Below are 17660 nucleotides of genomic sequence, written 5' to 3'. Positions count from 1 at the left end.
AACCTTTCGTAATTTTCCCGTGACAAAATCACACACCATTGTTTTTAAACAATAAAATTATATGCGACATTCTGTCAGTTCGCAGTGGTCCCCGCAGGGCTGATCGGCACAATCAAAGACATACCAAGGGCGCGCCTGGGAAATGGCCGGCTCCAGGCATGGGAGGGACAAGTGTCGAAAGTTGAAACCTTTTACGACGTGATGCGGCGTCAGGGCATCACGCGCCGCAGCTTCATGAAATATTGTTCGCTGACAGCGGCTGCGCTGGGGCTCGGGCCGAGCTTCGTGCCGGAGATCGCCCATGCGATGGAAACGAAGCCGCGCACGCCGGTGATCTGGGTGCATGGTCTGGAATGCACCTGCTGCTCGGAGAGCTTCATCCGGTCTGCCCACCCTCTGGCCAAGGATGTCGTGCTCAGCATGATCTCCCTTGATTACGACGACACGCTGATGGCGGCTGCCGGCCATGCCGCCGAGGCCGCGCTCGAAGACACGATCGAGAAATACAAGGGCAACTACATCCTCGCCGTGGAGGGCAACCCGCCGCTCAACGAAGACGGGATGTTCTGCATTATCGGCGGCAAGCCCTTTGTGGAACAGCTCCGCCACGCCGCCGAACACGCGAAAGCGATCATTTCCTGGGGGGCCTGCGCCTCTTACGGCTGCGTGCAGGCCGCCGCGCCCAACCCGACCCGCGCCACGCCGGTGCACAAGGTCATCACCGACAAGCCGATCATCAAAGTGCCCGGCTGCCCGCCGATTGCCGAGGTGATGACCGGGGTGATCACCTATATGCTCACCTTCGACCGGATGCCGGAGCTGGACCGTCAGGGCCGCCCGGCGATGTTCTACTCGCAGCGCATCCACGACAAATGCTACCGCCGCCCGCATTTTGATGCTGGCCAGTTCGTCGAGCATTGGGACGACGATGCCGCGCGCAAGGGCTATTGCCTCTACAAGATGGGCTGCAAGGGCCCGACCACTTACAACGCCTGTTCGACGGTGCGCTGGAACGAAGGCGTGAGCTTCCCGATCCAGTCCGGCCACGGCTGCATCGGCTGCTCCGAAGACGGGTTCTGGGATCAGCACGGCTTTTATCAGCGCGTGACCGGCATCAAGCAGTTCGGCATCGAGGCGACGGCGGACCAGATCGGCCTTGCCACCACCGCCGTGGTCGGCGGCTCGGTGGCGATCCATGCCGCCGCCTCCGCGCTCAAGCGCGCCCAGAAAAAGAACGAGGAGGCGTAAGCCATGACCACGCAAACCCCGAACGGCTTTACCCTCGACAATACCGGCAAGCGCATCGTTGTTGATCCGGTCACCCGGATCGAAGGCCATATGCGCTGCGAAGTGAACGTGAACGAAGAGGGCATCATCACCAATGCCGTCTCCACCGGGACGATGTGGCGCGGGCTTGAGGTGATCTTGAAGGGCCGCGACCCGCGCGACGCCTGGGCTTTCACCGAGCGGATCTGCGGCGTGTGCACCGGCACCCATGCGCTGACCTCGGTGCGCGCGGTGGAAGATGCGCTCGGCATCTCCATCCCCGAGAACGCGAACTCGATCCGCAACATGATGCAGCTCGCGTTGCAGATCCACGACCATATCGTGCACTTCTACCATCTGCATGCGCTTGACTGGGTGAACCCGGTCAATGCGCTGCGCGCCGACCCCAAGGCGACGTCGGAGCTGCAGCAGATGGTGAGCCCGAGCCATCCGCTGTCCTCCCCCGGCTATTTCCGCGACGTTCAGAACCGTCTGAAGAAATTCGTCGAAAGTGGGCAGCTTGGGCTCTTCAAGAACGGCTACTGGGATAACCCGGCTTACTTGCTGCCGCCCGAAGCCGATTTGATGGCGACGACGCACTACCTTGAAGCGCTTGATCTGCAAAAGGAAGTGGTCAAGATCCACACGATCTTCGGCGGCAAGAACCCGCATCCGAACTGGCTTGTCGGCGGCGTTCCCTGCGCGATCAACGTCGATGGCGTGGGCGCTGTGGGCGCGATCAACATGGAGCGGCTCAACCTCGTCTCCTCGATCATCGACCAGTGCATGGAGTTTACCCGCAACGTCTATCTGCCTGACGTGGTGGCGATTGGCGGCTTTTACAAAAATTGGCTCTACGGCGGCGGGCTCTCCTCGCAGGCGTGCCTTGCCTATGGCGACATTCCCGAGCATCCGAACGATTTCAGCCCTGAGCAACTCCATCTGCCGCGCGGCGCGATCATCAATGGCAACCTCAACGAGGTGCATGACGTTGATGTGCGCGACCCCGAGCAGGTGCAGGAATTCGTCGATCACTCGTGGTATGAATATGGCGAGCCCGGCAAGGGGCTGCACCCCTGGGATGGCGAAACCCGGCCGAAATACGAGCTTGGGCCGAATGCCAAGGGCACCCGCACCAATATTCAAGAGCTGGATGAAGGCGCGAAATATTCCTGGATCAAGGCGCCGCGCTGGAAAGGCCATGCGATGGAGGTGGGGCCGCTGGCGCGCTACATCATCGGCTATGCCAAGGGCCATGAAGACATCAAGAACCAGGTCGATGGCCTGCTCGGCACGATGAACCTGCCGGTCACGGCGCTGTTCTCGACGCTCGGGCGCACCGCCGCCCGCGCGCTTGAGGCGGAATATTGCTGCCGTCTGCAACGGCACTTCTTCGACAAGCTGATCACCAACATCAAAAACGGTGACAGCGCGACCGCCAATGTCGAGAAATGGGAGCCGAAAACCTGGCCGAAGGAGTCGAAAGGCGTCGGCATGACCGAGGCGCCGCGCGGTGCGCTGGGCCACTGGGTGCGCATCAAGGATGGCCGGATCGAGAACTATCAATGCGTTGTGCCGACCACCTGGAACGGCTCGCCGCGCGACAGTCAGGGCAATATCGGCGCGTTTGAGGCCTCGCTGATGAACACCAAGATGGAGCGGCCCGAAGAGCCGGTCGAGATCTTGCGCACGCTGCACAGCTTCGACCCGTGCCTCGCCTGCTCGACCCATGTGATGTCGCCCGACGGGGCGCCGTTGACCACCGTCAAGGTGCGCTGAGGGGGGCATCATGCGCAAGATCACCGACGAAAGGATCTATGAGCCGCGGGTCGAGCCGCATGAGATCTTCGAGGCCTCCCGGCTGACCGGGGACGCCACGCTCGAAGATCTCGAAAGCATCCGCCGCCGCACATCGGTCTATGTCTACGAGGCGCCGGTGCGGATCTGGCACTGGATGAATGCGCTTTGCATCACCATCCTGTGCATCACCGGCTACCTGATCGGGGCGCCGCTGCCGAGCATGGATTTCAGCGAGGCAACGAACCAGTTTGTCATGGGCTATATCCGCTTTGCCCATTTCGGCGCGGGCACGGTGCTCTCGATCGGCTTCCTCGCGCGCATCTACTGGGCCTTTGTGGGCAACCGCCATGCCTGGCAGATGTTCTACATCCCGATTTTCAACCTGCGCTACTACAAGGAATTCCTGTTCGAGCTGCGCTGGTATCTGTTCCTTGAGGAAGAGCCGAAGAAATACGTGGGCCATAACCCGCTTGCGCATGCGGCAATGTTCTTCTTCATCACGCTCGGCATCACCTTCATGATGATCACCGGCTGGGCGCTTTACGGCGAAGGCGCGGGGCAGGGCAGCTTGCCGGACACGCTCTTTGGCTGGGTGCTCGGGATCGCGCAGAACAGCCAGCGCATCCACACCCTGCATCACCTCGGCATGTGGGCGATCGTGGTCTTCGCGATCATCCATATCTACGCCGCGGTGCGCGAAGATGTGATGAGCCGTCAATCCATGGTCTCGACCATGATCTCCGGCTTCCGAACCTTCAAAGACGACCGTATCGAGTAAAATTGGTAGAAGGAGATGCCGGGCGCAGACTGTCTGCGCCCGGTTATTTTGTGGAAGTCTTGCTTCCAAAGGCGGCCTTTGGGTGGTAAGAAGGTTTTCGAAACGGGCTTTTGCCCGACTCGTCCTCGCCGCCAATACGGCCCTTTCTTCAATGGGATGCGAGAACAGCTCCGGTCTGACGCTTTGTGACAGCGTGTCAGGCGCACTGGACATAGTCTTCGTGACGGGCGGCCTGTCCGCCCTTTGCGCAACCGCTCCGCAACCGCTCCAGGGAGGATTTCATGCAGGCAGTCAGACCCGAACGGGTTCTTGTTCTCGGCATTGGCAATGTGCTCTGGGCCGATGAAGGCTTTGGGGTGCGCTGCGTCGAGACCATGGCGCAGACCCACGCGCTGCCGGAGGGGGTGAAGCTGCTCGACGGCGGCACGCAGGGGCTCTACCTTCTGCCCTTCCTCGAAGAGGCGGATGCGCTGATCGTTTTTGATGCCATCGACTTCGGGCTTGAGCCCGGCACTTTGGTGACGATGCGCGACAGTGATGTGCCCGCCTTCATGGGGGCCAAAAAGATGAGCCTGCATCAGACCGGGTTTCAGGATGTGCTCGCAACCGCGCAACTGATCGGCAACTGCCCGGCGCGGATGACGCTGATCGGGTGTCAGCCGGTCGAGCTGGAAGATTACGGCGGCAGCCTGCGCCCGGCGGTGGCAGACCAGATCCCGCGTGCGCTTGAAGAGGCCGTGCGCGAATTGGCGAGCTGGGGCATCCAGGTCGCGCCCGGTGTCACGCTCTGCGATGATCTTGTTGACCCGTCACTTGCACGCGATGCCTATGAGCATGGCCGCCCTTCGGAAGAAGAGGCCTGCCGGAGCGGCGATCATCGCTTCTTTCCCTCCGCGGCAAAGGTGCGCGCCTGATGTGTGTCGGAATTCCGGTGCAGATTGTGGCGGTTGACGGCATCCGCGGCGATGTGATCGAGGAGGGCAGGCCCGCGGTGGTCGATCTTTCGCTCACCCCCGAGGCGCAGCCCGGCGATTGGGTGCTCGCGTTTCTTGGCGCGGCGCGCGCGGTGATTTCTGCCGAGGAGGCGCAGAAGATTTCTGCCGCCCTCGGCGGGTTGCGCGCGCTGATGCAGGGCGGCGATCTGGGCGATGCCTTCGCCGATCTGGACGCCCGCGCGCCCCAGCTCCCCCCCCATCTGCAAGCCGCGCTTGAGGCCGGCAAGACCACGGCCTGAGGATTTCATGCACGATCACGCCCCGAATGACACACTCCCCCGCACTGGCCAGATACACCCGCTGGTGGCGCGCCTGAGCACCGAATTTGGCTGGCCGCGGCTCGAAAACGCTTCGGATCTTGCCGAATTCACCCACCGGCCCGGCGTGCATTGCCTGTTTGTGCCGGGCGATGCGGCGCGCAATCTTGAAACCCCCGATGCCGCCGTGGTGCTGCCGGAGTTGCGGCAGGCGTTCCAGAACGGGTTTGACTGCGCCGTCGTTGGCGATGCGATCGAGACGGGCTTGCGCGAGCAGACCCGTGTGCTGAAGACCCCCTCCTTCCTGTTTTACCGCGACGGTGCCTTTCTCGGCGGGATCGAAAAGATCCGCGACTGGGATGATTATCTTGCCCGCATCCCCCATATTCTCGCCGTGAAAGGCTGATCCATGGTCTCGAACTTCCATCTGCCGCCCGTCGGCTTCGGTCCCGGCTCGCAACCCGATGAGGAGGGCGAAGAGCTGGGCTACATGCAGCTTCCCTCGGGCATGCGCACCTATGAAAGCCATTTGCCCGAAGTGGATGACAGCACGCTGGTTGCCCCCGCGCTCGCGCTGATGGCGCGGGTGGCCGAGGCGGCGGCGGAGTGCGCGGCGTCTGGGCGCGCGAGCTTCGATCTGAGCGGGCTCGATGCGCAAAACCGCGCGCTGATCGCCGAGACAATGGGAACGGGCGAGGTCGCGATGAAGATCCGCGGCATCCCGGCGCTGATGGTGCAGGAATCGGTTTTTGCCGGGGTCTGGTGCGTTGCCGGTGCGGGCGTTGACCAGATCGAGGTGGCCCCGGTGCCCGCCGCCGCGATCAGCCGCGCCTTCGAGCCCTTCCGCCGCGCGGCCGGGGCGGGGCTTGCGGTCGGGCAAGGGGTGGTGAACGCCCCCGCGCTTCTGGCTGAGCTGCTTGACAAATCTGCCGCTTACGAGGGCGGCTTGGCGCATGTGATCAACCTCACGCTCTTGCCGCACACCGAGGAAGACCTCGCCTGGCTCGGCGAGGCGCTGGGCGAGGGGGCGGTCACGGTGCTGTCGCGCGGCTATGGCAATTGCCGCATCACGGCCACCGCCACGCCCCATGTCTGGCGGGTGCAGTTCTTCAATTCGACGGATGCGCTGATCCTCGACACATTCGAGGTGACGACCATGCCAGAGGTGGTGCTGGCCGCGCGCGAAGATCTGGAAGACAGCGCAGAGCGGCTGCGCGAGGTGCTGGAGGCGATCCGATGAACGGTCCGATCACGGGTTTCGAGGGCAGCTATCTGGGCGCGCACGACCGCATCTCCGATCAGGCGATCATGGAATGCAAGATCTGCTGGACGCCCTATGACCCCGCGCAGGGGGATGATTTCCGTCAGGTTCTGCCCGGCACGCCGTTCCGCGCGCTGCCCGAAGACTGGCATTGCCCCAATTGCGATGCGCCGCGCGATGCCTTCATCGTGCAGGTGGACCCGGGCGCGCCGGAGCTTTTGGAACAACAGCGGATCGAGGCGCAAGTCGCCGCGCTCACCGCCGATTTCCGCGAGATCTGGCATGCGAAAATGCGCGACGTGCCCTTGGTGAACAAGGCGCTGGCGATCGAGGCGGTGGGCTTTCGCAGCCACGAAGGGCGCGGGCTGGGCGTGCTTGTTTCGCCGTGGTTCATGAACCTTGTGGTGCTGCCGGGCGCCGGGGAGGATTGGTCCGCCCTTGTGCCGGGCGAAAAGGAAGACATGCATTTCCCCTCCGGGATCTATGAGTTCATCCACAACCGGCGCGAGATGGTGGGCGGCTACAAGGCCTGCGCGCTGTTTTCCTCGATGGGCGATTTCCAGAGCCAGATGCAGGCGCGCGATGTCGCCCGCGCGGTGATGGGCGAGCTGTTCAAGCCGGAAAACCGCGCCGAGACGACGCGGGGCGCAGAGATCCGCGCCAGCCGCGAGGCCGAGATCGAGGCGCAGAACGCGGCCGAGGCCGCCGCCGCAGAGACCGCCGCAGAGGCTGCGGCGCGCAGCGAAGCGCTTGCGCAACCAAGCCGCCGGACGCTGATCTCGGGCGGGCTCGCGGGCTCTGACGGTGCGGAGGGGGGCGCGGCGTGAGCGCCGAACTCGGCATTCTGCTCCGCCCCGAAGGCCTGAGACTGACGGTCGAGATCACGCCGCCCGACCCCATGCCGCTGGCGCGCATGCTGCTGGGGCGGCCCACGGTCGAGGTGGCGGAACTCTTGCCACGGCTCTTCAACCTGTGCGGTGCCGCGCAGGGGCAGGCGGCGCGTCTGGCGCTTGGTCTGCCCGCGCCCGCATTGCCCGCACAACACGAGATCCTGCGCGACCATCTGGCGAAGCTGTGCCTGATCTGGCCGAAGCATCTGGGCTTGCCGCCGCGCCCGCTGCCCGCGGCTTGGGCCGAGGGGGGCGTGGCGCTTCAGGACTGGCTTTGGGGGGGCGCGCTGCCCGAGCGGCTCACCACCTTCATCGCGAGCGGGGCCGGGGTCGCCCCGCTGCTGGCTGAGCTTGCCAAGCATTTCTCGCCGGGGGAGGCGGTCGCGGATCTGCCCGCGCTCACCAACCCGATGGCCCTGACGGCTCAGGAGAATTCTCCTGCCGGGCGGGTTGCAGAGGCGGCGCTGATGACGCAGGCGGAAGCGCTTTGGGGGCGCGGCCCGCTGTGGCGCGCGCTTGGCCGCATGATCGACCTGCACCGGCTTGCCGCCGCCCCGTATCCGCCCGAGTTGCGCCCCGATGGCACTGCCGTGGTGGCGGCGGCGCGCGGCGCTTATGCGCTTTCGGCCCATGCCGAGGCCGGGCGCGTGACGGCCCTTACCCGCGTCACGCCGACCGATCACCTGCTTGCCCCCGGTGGCGCGCTGGAGCTGAGCCTCGCCACGCTGCCGGCGGAAAAGGCTGATCTTGCCGCGCTGGTGGTCGATATTCTCGACCCCTGCGTGCCGGTGGCCTTGGAGGTGCGCGCCAATGCATGAGATGTCGATTGTCGAGGGCATTCGCAGCGTGATCGAAGAGGCGGGCCATGCGCAGGGCTTTGCGCGCGTCACCAAGGTGCGCCTTGAGATCGGCCGCATGGCGGGGGTGGAGCGCGCGGCGCTCGAATTCGCCTTCGATGTGGTGATGAACGGCTCGATTGCCGAAGGGGCGACGCTCGAAATCATTGATATACCGGGAAAAGCCCTGTGCTTTGACTGTGAGAAAACGGTAGAGATTGACCATCGCCTCGATGGCTGCCCGCTCTGTGGCGGGGCGCGCCTGCTGGTGCAGGGGGGCGAGGAAATGCGGATCAAGGATCTGGAGGTGCTCTGATGTGCACGGTATGCGGGTGCGGCGGCCATAGCGTCGAAGAGGCGTTCAAGGACCACCTGAAAAAGACGGGTCAGGAGGGGGGCGCGCACAAGCCTGCGCCCTTCGCGGTGCTGGCAGAGCCGGCGCAGGGCGCGGTGCACAGCCACAGCCACTCGCATTGGCACACCCATGCCGATGGCACGAGCCACAACCATCCGCACAGCCATCGCCACAGCCACAGCACCGGGCATGGCGCCGAGGCCGAGGCAGAGCACCCGCACGGGCATGGCCATGACCACGACCATGCGCACGGCCATGATCACGCCCATCATCACGCCCATGGGGCCGCTTGCGGGCATGATCTTCATCTGGGCCACGGGCTCGCGGGCACGGAGGTGCCCGGCATGAGCCAGGCGCGGCTTGTCGAGATCGAGACGGACATTCTCTCGAAGAACAACGCCTATGCCGCGCGCAACCGCAAGTTTTTGGCACAAAAGGGAATTTTTGCGACCAATCTGGTCTCCTCCCCCGGCTCGGGCAAGACAACGCTTTTGGTGAAAACGATCGAGATGCTCGGCGGCGCGCCCTTGGGCGTGATCGAGGGCGATCAGCAGACGACGAATGATGCCGACCGCATCCGCGCCACCGGCGCCCCCGCGCTGCAGGTCAACACCGGCAAGGGCTGCCACCTTGATGGCGCGATGATCGAGCAGGCGCTGGCGCGTCTGCCGCTGCCCGACCATGCGCTGTTGTTCATCGAAAACGTCGGCAACCTTGTTTGCCCGGCCGCCTTTGACCTGGGCGAAGATGCGAAAGTGGCGATCCTTTCCGTCACCGAGGGCGAAGACAAGCCGCTCAAATACCCCGACATGTTTGCCGCCGCGGGGCTTGCGATCCTCAACAAGGTGGATCTTGCGCCGCATTGCGACGTGGATCTGGACCTTTACGAGGCCAATATCCGCCGCGTGAACCCGAATATCGCGGTGCTGCGCGTCTCCGCCCGCACCGGCGAGGGCATGCAGGCCTGGCTGGACTGGCTCGCCACCGGGCGCGCCCGCAAGGCGGTCTGATGTCGGCCTCGGCCCCCGCGATCCTGCTCGTCGACGACGAGCCCCATTCGCTCAGCGCGATGAAACTCGCGCTGGAGGATGATTTCGACATCCTCACCGCCAAGGGGGCGGCAGAGGCGCTGGCGATCCTCGAAGAGGAATGGGTGCAGGTGATCATCTGCGATCAGCGCATGCCGGGGCGCACGGGGGTCGATTTTCTCACCGAGGTGCGCGAGCGCTGGCCGGAGACGGTGCGGATCATCCTCACCGGCTACACCGACAGCGCCTCGATGATGACGGCGATCAACGAGGCGGGGATCCACCAGTTCCTCACCAAGCCGTGGCATCCCGAGCAATTGCTCGCCTCGGCGCGGAACGCCGCGCGGATGTTTGCGCTGGCGCGCGAGAACGACCGGCTCTCGCTGGAGATGCGGCTTTTGAACTCGACGCAGGAGAGCCGGGTTGAAAAGCGCCGCCGCGCCCTGCGCGAGGGGATGGGGTTCGAGACGATCCTGCGCACGCCCAATTCGGCGATGAATGGCGCGGTGGCGACGGCGCGGCAGTTTGCGAGCTTTGACGTGCCGGTTCTGGTGCGCGGCGAGCCGGGCTCGGGGCGGGCGCAGATGGCGCGGGCGATGCATTACGTCTCGTTGCGCTCCGACAAGCCGTTTTACGAGCTCAACCTTGCGGGCATGCCCGAAGAGCTGGCGATGATCGAGCTGTTCGGGGCGCGCCGGGGCATTTTGCCCGGCGGCGTCGCAAAGATTGGCCTGGCGCAGAAGGCAGACCGGGGCACGCTGTTTCTGGCCGGGATCGAGACCGCGACGCCGGCCTTGCAGCTTGCGCTGATCCGCATGCTGACCGAGGGGGCGATCACGCCCCTCGGCGGGCAGGAGACGGCAAGCACGAACCTGCGGCTGATCACGGCGGCGGCGAGCGATCTGCGCGCGCTGGTGGCCGAGGGCATGTTCCGCTCGGACCTTTATTACGCGCTCTCGACCGGCGAGGTGGCGTTGCCGCCCTTGCGGGCCCGGCGGGGCGATGTGGCGATTTTGGCGCAGAACTTTTTGGCCGAGGCGGCGGCGCGGCACGGCAAGCCGGTGCTGGGCTTTGACGGCACGGCGCTCGATTTCCTCGAAAACTACGACTGGCCGGGCAACCTGCGCGAGCTTTCGAACGAGGTGACGCGGATGCTGATGTTCGCGCAGTCAAACACGCTCGGCGCGGATCTGATTTCGCGTCACATTTTGCAGGCGGCGCCTTCGGAAGAGGGCGCGGACCGCTCTGCCGAAGAGGTGATGACCGCCGCGGGCACGCTGAAGGATCGCGTCGAGCTGATCGAGATGCGGATTCTGCGCGAAACGCTGACGCGCAATCGCTGGAACAAGAGCCGGGCGGCGGCAGAGCTGGGGCTCAGCCGGGTCGGCCTGCGGGCAAAGCTTGAACGGTATGGCATCATCGACCCTTCGGGGCGGGTGTCGGAAGAGGAGGAGAGCTGATGTGTCTGGGGATTCCGGGGCAGATCATCGCCATCACGGATGCGGAGCGGATGGCCGCGCTTGCCGAAGTGTCGGGCGTGCGGCGCGAGGTCAATGTGGCCTGCGTGGCCGAGGGGCCGCTTGAGGCGCTTGTCGGGCAGTGGGTGCTCATTCACGTCGGCTTTGCGATGAGCCGGATCGACGAGGTGGAGGCGGCCAGGACGCTTGAGGCGCTGCGCGATCTGGGCGAGGCGCAGGAGGCGCTGGAGCAGATGGCGGCGGGTGATGCGGCGCTGGAGGGGCGGGCATGAAATTCGCCTCCGAATTCCGCGATCCGGCGCTGGCAAAGGCGCTCTTGGCCGAGATTGCACGGACCGCCGACGAGATTGGCGCGACGAAGCAAAAGCCCGTCAGCATCATGGAGATCTGCGGCGGGCATACGCATTCGATCTTTCGCTACGGGCTCGACCGGCTGATCCATGACGGGATCGAATTCATCCACGGGCCGGGCTGCCCGGTCTGCGTGCTGCCGCGCGCGCGGGTCGATGAATGTATCGAGATTGCGCAAAAGCCGGGCGTGGTGTTTTGCACCTTTGGCGATGCGATGCGGGTGCCGGGCTCAACGCTCAGCCTGTTGCAGGCGAAGGCTGCGGGGGCGGATGTGCGCATGGTCTACAGCCCGCTCGACGCGCTTGAGATCGCGCGGCGCAGCCCCGAGAAGGAGGTTGTGTTCTTCGGCCTCGGTTTCGAGACCACGACGCCCTCGACCGCGCTCGCGATCACGCAGGCCGCGCGCGAGGGGCTGACGAATTTCACCGTGTTTTGCAACCACATCACCGTGCCAGAGCCGATCAAGGCGTTGCTCGATGATCCGCATATGTGCCTTGACGGCTTTATCGGGCCGGGCCATGTCTCGATGGTGATTGGCATTCATCCCTATGATTTCATTGCCGAGGATTATGGCAAGCCGATCGTTGTCGCGGGGTTTGAGCCGACCGATCTGTTGCAATCGGTGCTGATGGTGCTGCGCCAGATTGCCCGGGGCGTGGCGCGGGTGGAGAACCAATATGCCCGCGTCGTGCCCGAACATGGCAACACGGTGAGCCTTGCGGCGATGGCGGAGGTTTATGAAAAGCGGCCCTCCTTCGAATGGCGGGGGCTGGGCGAGATCGACGCCTCGGGGCTGCGGATTCGCGATAAATACCGCGCCTTTGATGCCGAGGAGAAATTCGGGATCGGATATGCCGGCGTGCGGGCCGTGGTTGAGGAGGCGGAAGGCTGCGCCTGCGGTGCGGTGATGACGGGGCGGATGAAGCCGCCTGCCTGCCCGCAATTTGGCAAGGGCTGCACCCCGGAGATGCCGCTTGGCGCGTTGATGGTGAGTTCCGAGGGCGCTTGTGCGGCCTATTGGCAATATGGGGGCGCGCGGGCGGCGGAGTGATGTCGCCTCGGCCAAGCCGAGGCGACCCGGCGGGGGGCTTGCAGCCCCCCGCACCCCCCGCCCGGGGGCGGTGCGACCGCCCCCGGACCCCCCGCCCCCCCGGGCAGCCCCGGTGAGACTGGAGTGAGACGAGAATGGCTTTGAGAGACGCGCGGGTGACCTTGGCGCATGGCGGTGGCGGGCGCGCGATGCGCGACCTGATCGAAGAGGTGTTCACCTCCGTTTTTGCGCCGCCCGGGATGGAGGATCAGGCGCGGTTGAGTGCGGCCGCGCTCGCCGCGCCCGGCGCGCGGCTCGCATTCACCACCGACAGCTATGTGGTGACGCCAATCGAATTTCCGGGCGGCGACATTGGCAAGATCGCCGTTTGCGGCACGGTGAATGACCTTGCTGTGGGGGGGGCAACGCCGCTCTGGCTCTCGGCGGCCTTCATCATCGAGGAGGGCACCGAGATCGCGCTTTTGCGCCGGATCGTGGCGACGATGGCGCGCGAGGCCGAGGCGGCCGGCGTGCGGATTGTCACCGGCGATACCAAGGTCGTGGGGCGGGGCGCCTGCGACGGTGTTTTTGTCACCACCGCGGGGGTGGGCGTGATCGCGCCCGGCTGCGAGATGGCCGCGGCATGCGTGCGGCCCGGGGATGTGGCGATTGTGAACGGTGTGCTGGGCGATCATGGTGCCACGATCCTTGCGGCGCGCGGCGATCTGGCGCTTGCGACGGAGCTGGAGAGTGATTGCGCCGCGCTCGGGCATCTGATGGCGGATCTGCGCGCGGCGGCGCCCGGCACGCGGGCGGCGCGCGACCTGACCCGCGGCGGGCTTGCCTCGGCGCTCAACGAGATTGCGGGGGCTGCGGGCTGCGGGATCGTGATCGAGGAGGCGGCGCTGCCGCTGCGCGCCGAGGTGGTGGGGATGTGCGAGATCCTTGGCCTCGATCCGCTTTACCTCGCCAATGAGGGGCGGCTCGTGGCCTTTGTGCCCGAGGCGGAGGCGGAGGCCGCGCTTGCGGCGCTGCGCGCGCGCCCCGAGGGGGCGGGGGCTTGCATCGTCGGGCGCGCGGTGGCAGAGCACGCCGGGCAGGTGCGCATGCGCACCGCCTTTGGCGGCAGCCGGATCGTTGACATGCTGGTGGGGGAACAGTTGCCGCGGATCTGCTGACCCGGCAGGTCTGATATAACGGTTGACACAAGGCCGGATCGCACCGTCTGCTAAGTGCGGAATACCCGGCAAAAATGACTTTCTCAGCCCGTTGGGGCGCTATTTGAGCAGCCGGAGGGCGTGATGCCCGCCGCCAAAACCCGGAAAGACGAGGCGCATGGACGGCCCGAGCGACGACAACAAGGACGCGGATCTGACCACCGAAGAGCCGCCAGTGGTGCTGGAGGATCTGGGGGCCCCGCAAGTGGTGGTGGCGATTGGCGCCTCTGCCGGGGGGCTTGACGCGCTGGAGCGGTTGTTCGGGGCGCTGCCCGCCAATACCGGCGCGGCCTATGTGGTGATCCAGCACCTTTCGCCCGATCACAAGTCGATCATGGCGTCGCTGCTTGCGCGGCACACCAGGATGCCGGTGGTGACGGTGGAAGACGAGATGGCGCTGGCGCCGAACTCGGTTTTTCTGATCCCGCCCGCCACGATCATGACGCTCGAGGGCCGGCACCTGCGGCTTGTGCCAAAGGATCGCCGCGTGCTCTCTTTGCCGATTGACGCGTTTTTTACTTCGATGGCGGCGGGCTATGGCAGCCGTGCTCTGGCCGTTGTGCTCTCTGGCACCGGCTCGGATGGCACCCGCGGCGTGTCTGCCGTGCATGCGGCGGGGGGCGTTGCGATTGCGCAAGACCCGCGCGACGCCCGCTTTGACGGCATGCCGCGCTCGGCCATTGCCACGGGCTTCATCGATTCCACCCTGACCATTGACCGCATCGGCCCGTGGATCGCGGATTACCTCGTGCGCCGCCCGGCACTGGTGGCCGCTGCCGCCGGGGGCGCCACCGACGATGGCGTGACCGAGCGCATGGTGCTGCCGCGCCAGTTCGAGGGGCTCGAACCGCAAGAGGCGCTGGGCCGGATCATCGAAATCCTCTCGCTCTCGGGCGAAGTGAACTTTACCGATTACAAAACCGGCACCGTGCAACGGCGCATCGAGCGGCGCATGGGCGTGCGTCAGGTCACCGAGCTGTCCTCCTATCTTGAGCTGCTCACGCAAGACCGCGCCGAGCTTGCCACGCTTCGGCGCGAGATGCTGATCCCGGTCACCTCCTTCTTCCGCGACCCGGAAGCCTTTGCCGAGCTTTCCGAACGGGCGATCGACACGCTTGTGGCCGAGGCGGCGGTGGGCTCAACGCTGCGCGTCTGGTCCGCGGGCTGTGCCACGGGCGAAGAGGCCTATACGCTGGCGATGCTGTTTTTCGACGCGTTCGAGCGGGCCGGGCGCTGGCCGACGCTGAAGATCTTTGCCACCGATGTGGAGCCGGTGAACATCGAACAGGCGGCGACGGGCTTTTATCCCGAGACCATCGCGGCCGATTTGCCGGGCACTTTCCTTGAACGCTTCTTCACCCCGCGGGGCGGGCAGTTCGTGGTGCGCCCGGAGCTGCGCCAATCCATCGTTTTCGCGCGTCACAACATCCTCTCGGACCCGCCGTTCACGCGGATGGACCTTGTCAGTTGCCGCAACACGCTGATTTATCTGCGCCCCGAAGCGCAGGAACGCGCGTTGCAACGGATGCATTACGCCTTGCGTCCGGGGGGATACCTGTTCCTCGGCGGCTCCGAGGCGCTTGTCCATGTGCAAGACGATTTCTCCGTGCTCTCCGCGCGGCACCGGATCTGGCAGGCGCAACGCTCCGGCTCCGCGCCGCTCACCGACCGCAAGGCCGGGCTTTACGTCAACCCGCGCCCGCCGCGCCGGCGCGCCGAGGGCGGGCCGCAAACGGCGATGGAGCGCGGCCTTGCGGCGTTGCAAAAAACCTATGCGCCTCCGCCCTCGCTTTTGGTGAACGGGCGCCACGAAATCCTGCATTCCTATGGCGATCTGAGCCGGTTCATGCAGATCCGCGAGGGGGTCGCAACGCTTGAAATCGGGCGGCTTTTGATTGAGCCCTTGCTGCCCGTGGCCTCGGCGCTTTTGTTCAAGGCGGCGCGGCTCGGTGAGGAGGCAACCTCCGATCCGCTACATCTGGCCGAGGGTGTGGCCGGGCCCGAGGCGCAATGGGTGCGCCTCAAGGTCATGCCGATCGCCTCGGCGCAGGAGGCGGTGCCCGATGAGGTGCGCCTTTATCTGCTTGTTTTTGAAAGCGTTGCCTCAGATGAGGATGATGTGCCCGTGGTCGATATCGACCGCGAGGTGGGCGCGCGGATCGAGATGCTGGAGGCCGAACTCGCGATGACGCGCGAGAGCCTGCAGGCGATGATCGAAGAGCTTGAGACCTCGAACGAGGAGCTGCAGGCCACCAACGAAGAGATGATGGCCTCGAACGAAGAGCTGCAATCGGCGAACGAGGAGCTGCAATCGGTGAACGAGGAGCTGAACTCGGTCAACGCCGAGTATCAGGAGAAGATCGACCTTCTCAACCGCTCCAACGCCGATCTCGACAGCCTGACCCGGATCATGGCGATGGGGGCGATTTTCGTCGATGCCGATCTGCGCGTGACCCGGTTCAGCCCCGATGCGGTCGAGCTGTTCCGCATTCGCGATGTGGATATTGGCCGCCCCTTGGGCGATATCACGCATCGGCTCGATTACGCGGCCCTGCTCGATGATCTGCGCCGCACATTGCGCGCGCAAAGCCGCCATGAGCGCGAGGTGACGGGGCTCAACGGGCGCCATTATCTTGTGCGGATGCTGCCTTACAAGGTGCCGTCCTCGGCGGCGCAGGGGGTGGTGCTGACCTTCGTGGACATCACGCAAACCCGCAACCTGCAGCTTTTGCAATCGGTGATCGACGGGCTCGCGGAACATGTCGCCGTGCTCGACGGCAAGGGTGACATCATGCTTGTCAATGCCGCCTGGACCCGATTTGCAACCGATAACGGCGATCCGGGCGCGGCCCATACCGGGGTCGGCGTGAATTATGTTGGCCATTGTGACACCGGCATTGCCGCGATCGACGGCGGTTATGCCAAGCGCGCGGTGGAGGGGATCCGCGCCGTCCTGACCGGCAAACAGGACCAGTTCTCGCTGGAATATCCGTGCGATGCACCCGACTGCCCGCGCTGGTTCGTGATGCATGTGCGCCCGCTCGCCAACCCGATTCAGGGCGCCGTGGTCAGCCATATCGAGATCACGCGCTGGCGCGAGGAGGCGGTGACCGCGCTGCGCTAACGCCTCGGCGCGCTGCAGAATCGCTTTGCAAAGGCCCCGGCTTCCGGGGCCTTTTTCATGCGGCCTTGAAATGACGAGGCTCACATTGCGAGATAAATCTTGACAGTTTTTCTCTCCAAAAGTATCCGACAGGAAAGCTAAGGATTAAAGGAGACCAGCCATGCTCGCCCCGCTCCTGATCATGCTGCGCGAAGGGCTTGAGGCGGCTCTCGTGGTCGCGATCATCGCCACCTATCTCAAGCGCACCGGCCGTGCGGCATGGATTGGGGCGATCTGGGTGGGGGTGCTGTTTGCCATCGCGCTGTCGCTCTTTGTTGGCGCAGGGCTGCAGGCGCTGCATGCAGAGTTTCCGCAGCGCGCGCAGGAGGGCTTTGAGGCTGCGGTTGCGCTGATCGCCGTGGGCGTGCTGGTCTGGATGGTGTTCTGGATGCGCAATGCCGCGCGCTCGATCCGCGCGACGCTGGAAACCAACGTTGATGCCGCCTTTGCCGCGCAGGGGCCGGGGCAGGGCACGGTCTGGGCGCTGATCGCCATGTCGTTTCTGGCGGTGGCCCGCGAAGGGCTCGAATCGGTGTTCTTCCTGCTGGCGATCTTCCAGCAAGCGCCGGGGCCCGAGGCGCCCTTGGCCGCGCTCATGGGCATCCTGGTCTCCATCCTGCTCGGCTGGGGGATTTACGCAGGCGGGCTGCGGCTCAATCTGCGGCTCTTCTTCCGGGCTTCGGGGCTGTTCATCCTGTTTGTGGCCGCCGGGCTCTTTTCGGCGGCGCTGCGCTCGCTGCATGAGGCGGGGCTGTGGAACCTCTTGCTCTCCCCGGCGTGGGATCTGAGCCAGAGCCTGCCGCTTTCCTCCGTGACCGGTGCAGTTCTTTCGGCGCTTTTCGGCTATCATGAGAGCCCGAGCGTGGGCGAAGTGCTCGCCTGGGCGCTGTTCCTTGCCTGCACTCTGCCCCTTTTCCTGCGTCCCGCACCCATTGCCAAACCGCAAGAGGCCTGA

Annotated in this window: 17 protein-coding genes; all 17 read left to right on the top strand. The window is 65.2% G+C overall.

Features of this window, described 5'->3' with window-relative positions:
* Nucleotides 1-171: 171 nt before the first annotated feature.
* Nucleotides 172-1248, top strand: a complete 1077-nt coding sequence (locus ACFSM0_RS06695) for a hydrogenase small subunit (RefSeq protein WP_377388553.1) — start codon at nucleotides 172-174, stop codon at nucleotides 1246-1248.
* A 3-nt stretch (nucleotides 1249-1251) separates the two neighbouring features.
* Entirely contained in the window at nucleotides 1252-3045 is a 1794-nt protein-coding gene (locus tag ACFSM0_RS06690; protein WP_377388551.1) for a nickel-dependent hydrogenase large subunit, read from the top strand.
* A gap of 10 nt (nucleotides 3046-3055) precedes the next feature.
* The gene (gene cybH / locus ACFSM0_RS06685) at nucleotides 3056-3844 is read left to right on the top strand and encodes a Ni/Fe-hydrogenase, b-type cytochrome subunit (RefSeq protein WP_377388549.1); all 789 of its coding nucleotides are present in this window, start codon (nucleotides 3056-3058) and stop codon (nucleotides 3842-3844) included.
* A gap of 281 nt (nucleotides 3845-4125) precedes the next feature.
* Complete coding sequence (locus ACFSM0_RS06680) at nucleotides 4126-4758, top strand: HyaD/HybD family hydrogenase maturation endopeptidase (RefSeq protein ID WP_377388547.1); 633 nt, start codon at nucleotides 4126-4128, stop codon at nucleotides 4756-4758.
* Nucleotides 4758-5078: a HypC/HybG/HupF family hydrogenase formation chaperone gene (locus ACFSM0_RS06675; RefSeq protein ID WP_377388545.1), complete on the top strand. Its 321-nt coding sequence runs from the start codon at nucleotides 4758-4760 to the stop codon at nucleotides 5076-5078. The genes ACFSM0_RS06680 and ACFSM0_RS06675 overlap by 1 nt, the downstream gene beginning before the upstream one ends.
* Before the next feature lie 7 nt (nucleotides 5079-5085).
* A complete protein-coding gene (locus tag ACFSM0_RS06670; protein ID WP_377388543.1) occupies nucleotides 5086-5502 on the top strand; it encodes a thioredoxin domain-containing protein in 417 nt (138 codons plus the stop codon).
* A gap of 3 nt (nucleotides 5503-5505) precedes the next feature.
* Nucleotides 5506-6336: a hydrogenase expression/formation protein gene (locus tag ACFSM0_RS06665; RefSeq protein WP_377388541.1), complete on the top strand. Its 831-nt coding sequence runs from the start codon at nucleotides 5506-5508 to the stop codon at nucleotides 6334-6336.
* Nucleotides 6333-7184, top strand: a complete 852-nt coding sequence (locus tag ACFSM0_RS06660) for a [NiFe]-hydrogenase assembly chaperone HybE (RefSeq protein ID WP_377388539.1) — start codon at nucleotides 6333-6335, stop codon at nucleotides 7182-7184. The genes ACFSM0_RS06665 and ACFSM0_RS06660 overlap by 4 nt, the downstream gene beginning before the upstream one ends.
* Nucleotides 7181-8065, top strand: a complete 885-nt coding sequence (locus ACFSM0_RS06655) for a HupK protein (protein WP_377388537.1) — start codon at nucleotides 7181-7183, stop codon at nucleotides 8063-8065. Before ACFSM0_RS06660 ends, ACFSM0_RS06655 begins: the two co-directional genes overlap by 4 nt.
* Nucleotides 8058-8399: a hydrogenase maturation nickel metallochaperone HypA gene (hypA, locus tag ACFSM0_RS06650; protein ID WP_377388535.1), complete on the top strand. Its 342-nt coding sequence runs from the start codon at nucleotides 8058-8060 to the stop codon at nucleotides 8397-8399. The genes ACFSM0_RS06655 and hypA overlap by 8 nt, the downstream gene beginning before the upstream one ends.
* On the top strand, nucleotides 8399-9448 hold the full coding sequence (gene hypB / locus ACFSM0_RS06645; RefSeq protein WP_377388533.1) for a hydrogenase nickel incorporation protein HypB: 1050 nt from the start codon (nucleotides 8399-8401) through the stop codon (nucleotides 9446-9448). The genes hypA and hypB overlap by 1 nt, the downstream gene beginning before the upstream one ends.
* Nucleotides 9448-10926, top strand: a complete 1479-nt coding sequence (locus ACFSM0_RS06640; protein ID WP_377388531.1) for a sigma-54-dependent transcriptional regulator — start codon at nucleotides 9448-9450, stop codon at nucleotides 10924-10926. Before hypB ends, ACFSM0_RS06640 begins: the two co-directional genes overlap by 1 nt.
* A complete protein-coding gene (locus tag ACFSM0_RS06635) occupies nucleotides 10926-11216 on the top strand; it encodes a HypC/HybG/HupF family hydrogenase formation chaperone (protein ID WP_377388529.1) in 291 nt (96 codons plus the stop codon). The genes ACFSM0_RS06640 and ACFSM0_RS06635 overlap by 1 nt, the downstream gene beginning before the upstream one ends.
* Nucleotides 11213-12346 (top strand): hydrogenase formation protein HypD, encoded by a 1134-nt coding sequence (gene hypD / locus ACFSM0_RS06630; protein WP_377388527.1) that lies wholly within the window; start codon nucleotides 11213-11215, stop codon nucleotides 12344-12346. The genes ACFSM0_RS06635 and hypD overlap by 4 nt, the downstream gene beginning before the upstream one ends.
* Before the next feature lie 134 nt (nucleotides 12347-12480).
* Nucleotides 12481-13503, top strand: a complete 1023-nt coding sequence (gene hypE / locus ACFSM0_RS06625) for a hydrogenase expression/formation protein HypE (RefSeq protein WP_377388525.1) — start codon at nucleotides 12481-12483, stop codon at nucleotides 13501-13503.
* 157 nt (nucleotides 13504-13660) lie between these two features.
* On the top strand, nucleotides 13661-16666 hold the full coding sequence (locus ACFSM0_RS06620; RefSeq protein WP_377388523.1) for a CheR family methyltransferase: 3006 nt from the start codon (nucleotides 13661-13663) through the stop codon (nucleotides 16664-16666).
* Between the two features lie 160 nt (nucleotides 16667-16826).
* On the top strand, nucleotides 16827-17660 hold the full coding sequence (gene efeU, locus ACFSM0_RS06615) for an iron uptake transporter permease EfeU (RefSeq protein ID WP_377388521.1): 834 nt from the start codon (nucleotides 16827-16829) through the stop codon (nucleotides 17658-17660).

The sequence above is a fragment of the Rhodobacter lacus genome, assembly GCF_042683065.1.
In the GTDB taxonomy this organism is placed as follows: Bacteria; Pseudomonadota; Alphaproteobacteria; order Rhodobacterales; family Rhodobacteraceae; genus Rhodobacter; species Rhodobacter lacus.
This window is presented reverse-complemented; position numbering and strand designations above follow the sequence as displayed.

Excerpts from the sequence above, each read along its gene's own strand:
- hypE (WP_377388525.1), top strand. The coding sequence starts at position 12,481 with ATGGCTTTGAGAGACGCGCGGGTGACCTTGGCGCATGGCGGTGGCGGG.
- ACFSM0_RS06675 (WP_377388545.1), top strand. The coding sequence starts at position 4,758 with ATGTGTGTCGGAATTCCGGTGCAGATTGTGGCGGTTGACGGCATCCGC.
- ACFSM0_RS06660 (WP_377388539.1), top strand. The coding sequence starts at position 6,333 with ATGAACGGTCCGATCACGGGTTTCGAGGGCAGCTATCTGGGCGCGCAC.
- ACFSM0_RS06665 (WP_377388541.1), top strand. The coding sequence starts at position 5,506 with ATGGTCTCGAACTTCCATCTGCCGCCCGTCGGCTTCGGTCCCGGCTCG.
- ACFSM0_RS06690 (WP_377388551.1), top strand. The coding sequence starts at position 1,252 with ATGACCACGCAAACCCCGAACGGCTTTACCCTCGACAATACCGGCAAG.
- efeU (WP_377388521.1), top strand. The coding sequence starts at position 16,827 with ATGCTCGCCCCGCTCCTGATCATGCTGCGCGAAGGGCTTGAGGCGGCT.
- ACFSM0_RS06635 (WP_377388529.1), top strand. The coding sequence starts at position 10,926 with ATGTGTCTGGGGATTCCGGGGCAGATCATCGCCATCACGGATGCGGAG.
- hypA (WP_377388535.1), top strand. The coding sequence starts at position 8,058 with ATGCATGAGATGTCGATTGTCGAGGGCATTCGCAGCGTGATCGAAGAG.
- ACFSM0_RS06670 (WP_377388543.1), top strand. The coding sequence starts at position 5,086 with ATGCACGATCACGCCCCGAATGACACACTCCCCCGCACTGGCCAGATA.
- ACFSM0_RS06680 (WP_377388547.1), top strand. The coding sequence starts at position 4,126 with ATGCAGGCAGTCAGACCCGAACGGGTTCTTGTTCTCGGCATTGGCAAT.
- ACFSM0_RS06640 (WP_377388531.1), top strand. The coding sequence starts at position 9,448 with ATGTCGGCCTCGGCCCCCGCGATCCTGCTCGTCGACGACGAGCCCCAT.
- hypD (WP_377388527.1), top strand. The coding sequence starts at position 11,213 with ATGAAATTCGCCTCCGAATTCCGCGATCCGGCGCTGGCAAAGGCGCTC.
- ACFSM0_RS06620 (WP_377388523.1), top strand. The coding sequence starts at position 13,661 with ATGGACGGCCCGAGCGACGACAACAAGGACGCGGATCTGACCACCGAA.
- hypB (WP_377388533.1), top strand. The coding sequence starts at position 8,399 with ATGTGCACGGTATGCGGGTGCGGCGGCCATAGCGTCGAAGAGGCGTTC.
- cybH (WP_377388549.1), top strand. The coding sequence starts at position 3,056 with ATGCGCAAGATCACCGACGAAAGGATCTATGAGCCGCGGGTCGAGCCG.